Origin of the sequence: Pseudomonas sp. A-1, from assembly GCF_004801855.1 — a bacterium.
GTDB lineage: Bacteria > Pseudomonadota > Gammaproteobacteria > Pseudomonadales > Pseudomonadaceae > Geopseudomonas.
Genome location: NZ_SSTC01000029.1, coordinates 42,793 through 49,381 on the forward strand (window position 1 = coordinate 42,793; position 6,589 = coordinate 49,381).

General features: G+C 71.3%; 7 protein-coding genes. 1 reads left to right on the forward strand and 6 read right to left on the reverse strand.

Annotation, left to right across the window (positions count from 1 at the left end):
• The first annotated feature begins 100 nt into the window (after positions 1–100).
• Positions 101–1,141: a zinc ribbon domain-containing protein gene (locus E5198_RS08860; protein ID WP_136489635.1), complete on the forward strand. Its 1,041-nt coding sequence runs from the start codon at positions 101–103 to the stop codon at positions 1,139–1,141.
• 3 nt (positions 1,142–1,144) lie between these two features.
• Here the strand turns inward: E5198_RS08860 and E5198_RS08865 are convergent, their stop codons facing one another.
• The 6 genes from E5198_RS08865 to E5198_RS08890 all read right to left on the reverse strand — a co-directional run.
• Positions 1,145–2,479, reverse strand: coding sequence for a DEAD/DEAH box helicase (locus tag E5198_RS08865; protein WP_136489636.1), 1,335 nt, complete (start codon positions 2,477–2,479; stop codon positions 1,145–1,147).
• Positions 2,480–2,545: 66 nt separating this feature from the next.
• The gene (locus E5198_RS08870; protein ID WP_136489637.1) at positions 2,546–3,022 is read right to left on the reverse strand and encodes an NYN domain-containing protein; all 477 of its coding nucleotides are present in this window, start codon (positions 3,020–3,022) and stop codon (positions 2,546–2,548) included.
• Between the two features lie 46 nt (positions 3,023–3,068).
• A complete protein-coding gene (locus E5198_RS08875) occupies positions 3,069–3,914 on the reverse strand; it encodes an SDR family oxidoreductase (RefSeq protein WP_136489638.1) in 846 nt (281 codons plus the stop codon).
• 31 nt (positions 3,915–3,945) lie between these two features.
• The gene (locus E5198_RS08880; protein WP_136489639.1) at positions 3,946–4,185 is read right to left on the reverse strand and encodes a CDGSH iron-sulfur domain-containing protein; all 240 of its coding nucleotides are present in this window, start codon (positions 4,183–4,185) and stop codon (positions 3,946–3,948) included.
• A gap of 81 nt (positions 4,186–4,266) precedes the next feature.
• Complete coding sequence (locus E5198_RS08885; RefSeq protein ID WP_136489640.1) at positions 4,267–5,013, reverse strand: sulfite exporter TauE/SafE family protein; 747 nt, start codon at positions 5,011–5,013, stop codon at positions 4,267–4,269.
• Positions 5,014–5,213: 200 nt separating this feature from the next.
• On the reverse strand, positions 5,214–6,589 hold a 1,376-nt coding region (locus E5198_RS08890), incomplete at its 5' end, for an ATP-dependent helicase C-terminal domain-containing protein (protein ID WP_305956042.1).

Sequence of the window (6,589 nt, forward strand, 5' to 3'; positions counted from 1 at the left end):
GCAGCCGCTGCGCAGCGCGCGGAACTGCCGGCTGCGTCCGGTGCGCCGCCAAAGCGCTGGGCTATGCTGTGACCCGGTCCAGCGAGGAAGGATGCTCCCCATGAACAAGGCCCAGCGCCGCTCCGAGAAGTTCTTCCGCCTCATCCTGTGGGCGGTGGCCGTGGTGTTCGCCGGCTTCCTGGTCAACCTCGGCGGCGCGGTGGTGAAGAACCTGCCGCTGGTCGAGCAGCGCTTCACGGTCGAGGACTTCCTCGACGCCGAGGCGAGCCAGCGCATCGAGCAGGAGATCAGGCGCCAGCACGACCTGGCCCAAGATGCCCAGGACGCCCTGGAGCAGAGCCGCCTCAGACTGGAGGCGGCGCGGCAGAACAGCCAGACCGCCCGCGACAGCCTGAGCGCCTGGCTGGCCAGCCGCCAGGTGACCCAGCAGGCGGACCGCGATGACGAGCTGCTCAAGCGCACCGAGGCGCTGGAGCACCTGCGCCTGGCCGAGCGCCAGGTGCGCAGCACGGTGGAGGCCGAGCAGCAGCACCTGCTCGACGCCCAGCAGGCGCAGCAGCGAGCGCAGCGCCAGCTCGACGCGCTGCGCAGCGCCGCCTTCGATCAGATGAGCAGCCAGCAGAGCGCGCAGGAACTCAGGGTGTTCCTGATCCGCCTGGCGATCACCCTGCCGCTGCTGCTGGTCGCCGGCTGGCTGTTCGCCCGCCAGCGCAAGAGCACCTGGTGGCCCTTCGTGTGGGGCTACATCTACTTCGCGCTGTTCGTGTTCTTCGTCGAGCTGGTGCCCTACCTGCCGAGCTACGGCGGCTATGTGCGCAACATCGTCGGCGTGGTGATCACCGTGCTGATCGGCCGCCAGGCCATCGTCGCGTTCAACCGCTACCGCCAGCGCCAGCTGGAGGCCGAGGCCAAGCCCGATGCCGAGCGGCGCCAGGAGATCTCCTACGACACCTCGCTGCTGCGCCTGGCCAAGAAGGTCTGCCCCGGCTGCGAGCGGCCGGTCGAGCTGGACAACCCGCAGATCGACTTCTGCCAGCACTGCGGTCTCAGCCTGTTCGACCACTGCACGCAGTGCCAGACGCGCAAGAGCGCCTTCGCGCGCTTCTGCTTCGCCTGCGGCAGCAGCGCGCAGCGGCCGTAGCCGCTACTTCTTCTTCGCCGGACGCTTGGCGCCGCCGCCCAGGCTGGGCATCTTGCGCACCGCCTTGACCCTGGGTTCGCTGCTGTCGATCCAGTTGCCCAGCGGCTTGCCGGCCTTGCCCGGCTTGCCCAGTTCGATCTTGGGTTTCTTGGGCTTCTTCGGCTTCTTCACCACCTGGCCGTCGATGGTGGTCTGCGGCACGCGGTGGTCGGGGATGAAGTCCGGCTCGTCGCGGCGCGGCAGCACCTGGCGGATCAGCAGCTCGATGGCGGCGAGCAGCTGCACCTCGTCGGCGCACACCAGCGAGAGCGCCTCGCCGCTGGCGCCGGCGCGGCCGGTGCGGCCGATGCGGTGCACGTAGTCCTCGGCGACGATCGGCAGGTCGAAGTTGACCACCAGCGGCAGGTCGTCGATGTCCAGGCCGCGCGCCGCCACGTCGGTGGCCACCAGCACCTGCACCTCGCCGGCCTTTAAGCGCTCCAGCGCGCGCAGGCGCGCCGGCTGCGGCTTGTCGCCGTGGATCGCATCGGCGCTGACGCCCAGATGCTGCAGCTCGTCGACCAGCTCGTCGACGCCCTTGCGGGTCTTGACGAACACCAGCACCTGGCCCCAGCGCCGCGCCTTGAGCAGGTGGCAGAACAGCTCGCTCTTGCGCTTCTTGTCCACCGGGATCAGCCACTGCCTGACCGACTGCGCCGCGGCGTTGCGCGGGCTGACCTCGATGCTCAGCGGGTCGCGCAGCAGCACGCGGGCCAGCTCGCGGATGGTCTCCGAGAAGGTCGCCGAGAACAGCAGGGTCTGCCGGCGCCGCGGCAGCATGGCGAACAGCTCGTTGAGCTCGCGGGAAAAACCCAGGTCGAGCATGCGGTCGGCCTCGTCGAGCACCAGGGTCTCCACCTGCTCGAAGCGCACCGCATTCTGGCGAAACAGGTCGAGCAACCGGCCGGGGGTGGCCACCAGCACGTCGACGCCCTTGCGCAGGCGCATCATCTGCGGGTTGATGCTCACCCCGCCGTAGGCCGCCAGGGTGCGCAGCGGCAGGTGCTGGCCGTAGACGCGGAAGCTCTCGTGGACCTGCTCGGCCAGCTCGCGGGTCGGCACCAGGATCAGCGCGCGCACCGAGTTGGGCGCCACCTGCCCTGCCATGCTCAGGCGCTGCAGCAGCGGCAGGGCGAAGCCGGCGGTCTTGCCGGTGCCGGTCTGCGCCGCCGCCATCAGGTCGCGGCCCTTGAGCACGGCGGGGATCGCCTGGCTCTGCACCGGCGTGGGCGTTTTATAGTCGAGGGCGTCGAGCGTGCGCAGCAGCGGCTCGATCAGGCCGAGGGAAGCGAAGGTCATGGCAGGCAACCGGCAGAAAAACGAGGGCGCCAGTTTACCTGCAATCGGCGGCCGGCACGGCGCCGATCAGCCGCGCAGCAGCAGGTCGCCCTCGATCGGCACGTAGCGGTCGGCGGCGCGCAGCAGCGACTGCGCGGTAAGGCCTGGTACGCCGTAGACGGTGGCCTCGGTGCCGCCACGGCGCACGCGCTCGAGCAGCAGGTCGAAGTCGCCGTCGCCGGAGGCCAGCACCACCTCGTCGACCCGCGCCGCGGCGTCGAGCACGTCGATGGTGATGCCGACGTCCCAGTCGCCCTTGGCGCTGCCGTCGCTGCGCTGGATGTACGGCTTGAGCTTCACGGTGAAGCCGAGCCGGCGCAGGGTCTGCTGGAACTGCTGCTGGCGCGGGTCGCCGCGCTCGATGGCGTAGGCGTAGGCCTCGACGATCTGCCCGCGCGCCGCCACTTCGCGCCACAGCGCGGCGTAGTCGAAGTGGCAGCCGTGGGCCTGGCGCACGGTGTAGTAGAGGTTCTGCACATCGGCGAACAGGGCGATCTTCTTCAACGGGGTTCCTTGCGGCGCCGGCGCGGGACTGGCCGGCTGGCCGATTCTAGCGCGTCTGCGCCTTCAGCCCGGACAACCGCGGCACCAGCACCCGTTCGAACAACCGCGGGGCGAAGCGCGCCAGCAGGCGGGCGACCCAGTTGACGTTGGACAGCACCAGCAGGCGCCTGCGGCGCACCGCGCCGCGGTAGATGGCCTCGGCGGTATCCTGCGGCGCATAGACCTTGCCGACGAAGGGCAGCGGCGACGGCGTCACCGAGCCGTCGCCGACCAGCGCGTGCTTGCGCAGGTCGGTGGCGGTGAAGCCGGGGCACACCAGCATGACGTTGACGCCACTGCCGTCCAGCTCCAGGCGCAGGGTGTCGAACAGGCCGTGCAGGGCATGCTTGCTGGCGTTGTAGGCGCTGCGGTGCAGCATCGGCGCGAAGCCGGACAGCGAGCTCATCACGATGATCTGCCCGCGGCGGGCGAGGATGCTCGGCAGCGCCGCCTGGGTGCAGTGCAGCGCGCCGAAGAAATTGACCGCCATGACCCGCTCGAACACTGCCAGATCGGTCCGGGCGAACGGGCTGCTCTGGGCGATGGCGGCGTTGTTGACCAGTACGTCGATGCCGCCGAAGCGCTCCACCGCCAGGGCCACCGCCGCCTGCACCGCCTGGGCGTCGGCGACGTCGCAGCGCAGGGCCAGACTCTGGGCGTTGTGGTGGTCGGCCAGGTGCTGGGCCAGGCTGTCCAGCGCCGCCTGGTCGAGATCGAGCAGCACCAGGCGCGCGCCGCCCTGGGCGAAGCGCAGCGCCAGCGCGCGGCCGATGCCGGCGCAGGCGCCGGTGATCAGCACCACCTTGCGGTCGAATACCTTGCTGCGGAATACCTTGCGGATGACTCGGCGCATGGGGCCCTCCTGGCGTGTCCGGAACTTCAGCCTACAACAGCTTGTGGCTGCCGTCGCACAGCGGCGGCGTGGCGCTGTGCTTGCAGCCGCAGAAGTACAGGGTCTCGCTGCGCGGAGCGAGGTAGCGCAGCGGTCGGAAGGGCCCGACCTTGTGCGAGCCGTCGCAGAACGGCTGGCTCTGGCTGCGGCCGCAGCGGCACCACCAGTATTCCTTGCCGGCCTCGACCGCCACCGCATAGGGGCCGCGCTGGGCGATATGGGGTTCGGACATGCTGCACCTCCCTCGGGCTGCTGTGCCCTTCCAGCATAGCCGCCCGACGAGCGGTGGGTACGCCACCCGAGCGCGCCGCCCTCAGAATCCGCTCGCCTGCCACAGCAGGCGCAGCGCCATCAGGGTCACGACCCAGGCGAAGATGCGCTTAAACTGCGCCGCCGGCATGCGGTCGAGCAGCTTCAGGCCGAGCCAGGTGCCGGCCATGCCGGCGAGGATCATCGCCGCCACCAGCGGCAGCCAGTCCCAGAAGGCGAAGCCGACCGCCGAGAACACCGCCATCTTCAGCAGGTGCTGGGCGCTCATGCAGGCGGCGAAGGTCGCGGTGGTCGCCAGCTTGTCCATGTCGTGGCGGTGGAGGAAACCGGCCACCAGCGGCCCGGTGGCGCCGACGAACATCGACACCAGGGTGGTGAAGCCGCCGGCCAGCAACTGCCCGCCGGCACCCAGGCTGCGCTGCCCCGGCTTGGGCCCCCAGACCAGGTAGAGGATGAAGGCGGCGACGCTGAACTGGATCCACTGCAGCGGCAGCTGGACGACGATCAGCGAGGCCAGCAGCGCGCCACCCAGCGCGCCGAGGGCGAAGCGCCCGAGCAGGCCGCGGTCGATGTGCCGGCGGGTCATCCAGGCGCGGTTGCCGTTGGAGCCGAGCTGCACCAGGCCGTGCACCGGGATCAGCGCCGCGGCCGGGACGATGCCGGCCATGATCGCCAGCAGCAGCACCCCGCCGCCGATGCCCATGGCGCCGGTGAGCAGCGAGGTGAAGCCGGCGGTGGCGATCAGGATGCCGGCGTCGAGCAGGGAGAGGGATGCGGGCAGCAGGTCCATGGCATGGCTCGAGACAGGAAAGGAGCGGGCATTGTAGGAAGCTGCCGGGAAAGGGGATAGCGAGAGCGCCTGCCTCCCCGCTCCCGATTGATGGCTCCTGCGCTCTGCGTGGGAGCCCGGGCCATGGACGCTCCGCGTCCAGCCGCAGGAGCGGCCCCGGCGTGCATGCCCACGCGGAGCGTGGGCATGATCACCCCTCCTCAGGTCGCCTTGCGCGGCTTGGCCCGCGCGGTGGGCTCGGCGACCAGCGGGTCGTCCGGCCAGTAGTGCTTGGGATAGCGGCCCTTGAGGTCCTTCTTCACCTCGGCGTAGGTGTTGGCCCAGAAGCTGGCCAGATCCTGGGTGACCTGCACCGGGCGCTGCGCCGGTGACAGCAGGTGCAGCTTGACGCCGAGGCGCCCGCCGGCGATACGCGGCGTGGCGGCCAGGCCGAACAGCTCCTGCAGGCGCACCGCCAGCACCGGCGGCTCCTCGGCGTAGTCGAGACGGACCTTCGATCCGGACGGCACCTCGAGGGTCCTGGGCGCCAGCTCGTCGAGGCGCTGCGGCAGCGGCCAGGGCAGCAGGCCGTGGAGGATCGCCGAAAGGTCCAGTGCGGCGAAGTGGCTGAGGCGGCTGACCCTGCCCAGGTACGGTAGCAGCCAGTCCTCCAGCGTCGCCAGCAGGGCGCTGTCGGAGACGTCCGGCCATTCGCTGGTGCCCCTGTCCGCCAGGTCGAGGCGACGCAGCAGCGCCACGCGCGCCTGCCACTGGCGCAGCTCCGGCGTCCACGCCAGCAGCTCCAGGCCCTTGCGCCGCACCAGATTGATCAGCGCGCGGCCGCGGGCGGCCTCGTCCAGCCCGGCCAGCGCCTCGCTGGACAGCACCAGCTCGCCGACCTTGCGCTGGCGCTCGGCGCGCAGCACGCCCTCGCGCTCGTCCCAGTCGAGCACCTCGCTGGCGCTGACCTGCTCGGCCAGCGGGCCGTCGAACAGCGCCGGGTCGAGGTCGGTCGCCAGGTAGATGCGCTCCTCGCGCTGGCCCTGGCGGCTGCCCAGGTCGGCGATCACCAGCCACTCGTGCTTCATCAGCGCATCGGGCTCACCGAACTGCGCCGCGCGGCCGTTGGCCAGGCGGTAGTCGGCTGAGCCTGCGCGGCGCTGGCGGGCGATGCGGTCGGGATAGGCGAAGGCCAGCAGGCAGCCGAGCCAGCGCGGATGTTCGGGATCGGCCACCGCCTGTTCGACCTTTCTCGGCAGGAGGCTGCGGAACTGGCGGGCCAGCTGGCGCGCGCGCTGCACGCCGCCTTGGGCGGCACCCCGCTGGGCGCCACGCGCCGCGCGCGAATCGCCGGCGAGCAGGGCGATGCGAGTGTGCAGGTCGGCGCCACCGCTGCTACGCAGGATGTCCCGCTCGGACAGCAGCGCGGCGAGGTCGGCGGCCAGCGCGCCGAGGCCGAGCACCTGCCCGCGCAGCAGCAGGTGGGCGAGGCGCGGATGGGTCGGCAGCGTGGCCATCGCCTGGCCGTGGGCGGTCAGCGCCCAGCCCTTGCCGCGCGGCTCCAGCGCGCCGAGGCGCTGCAGCAGCTCGCGGGCCT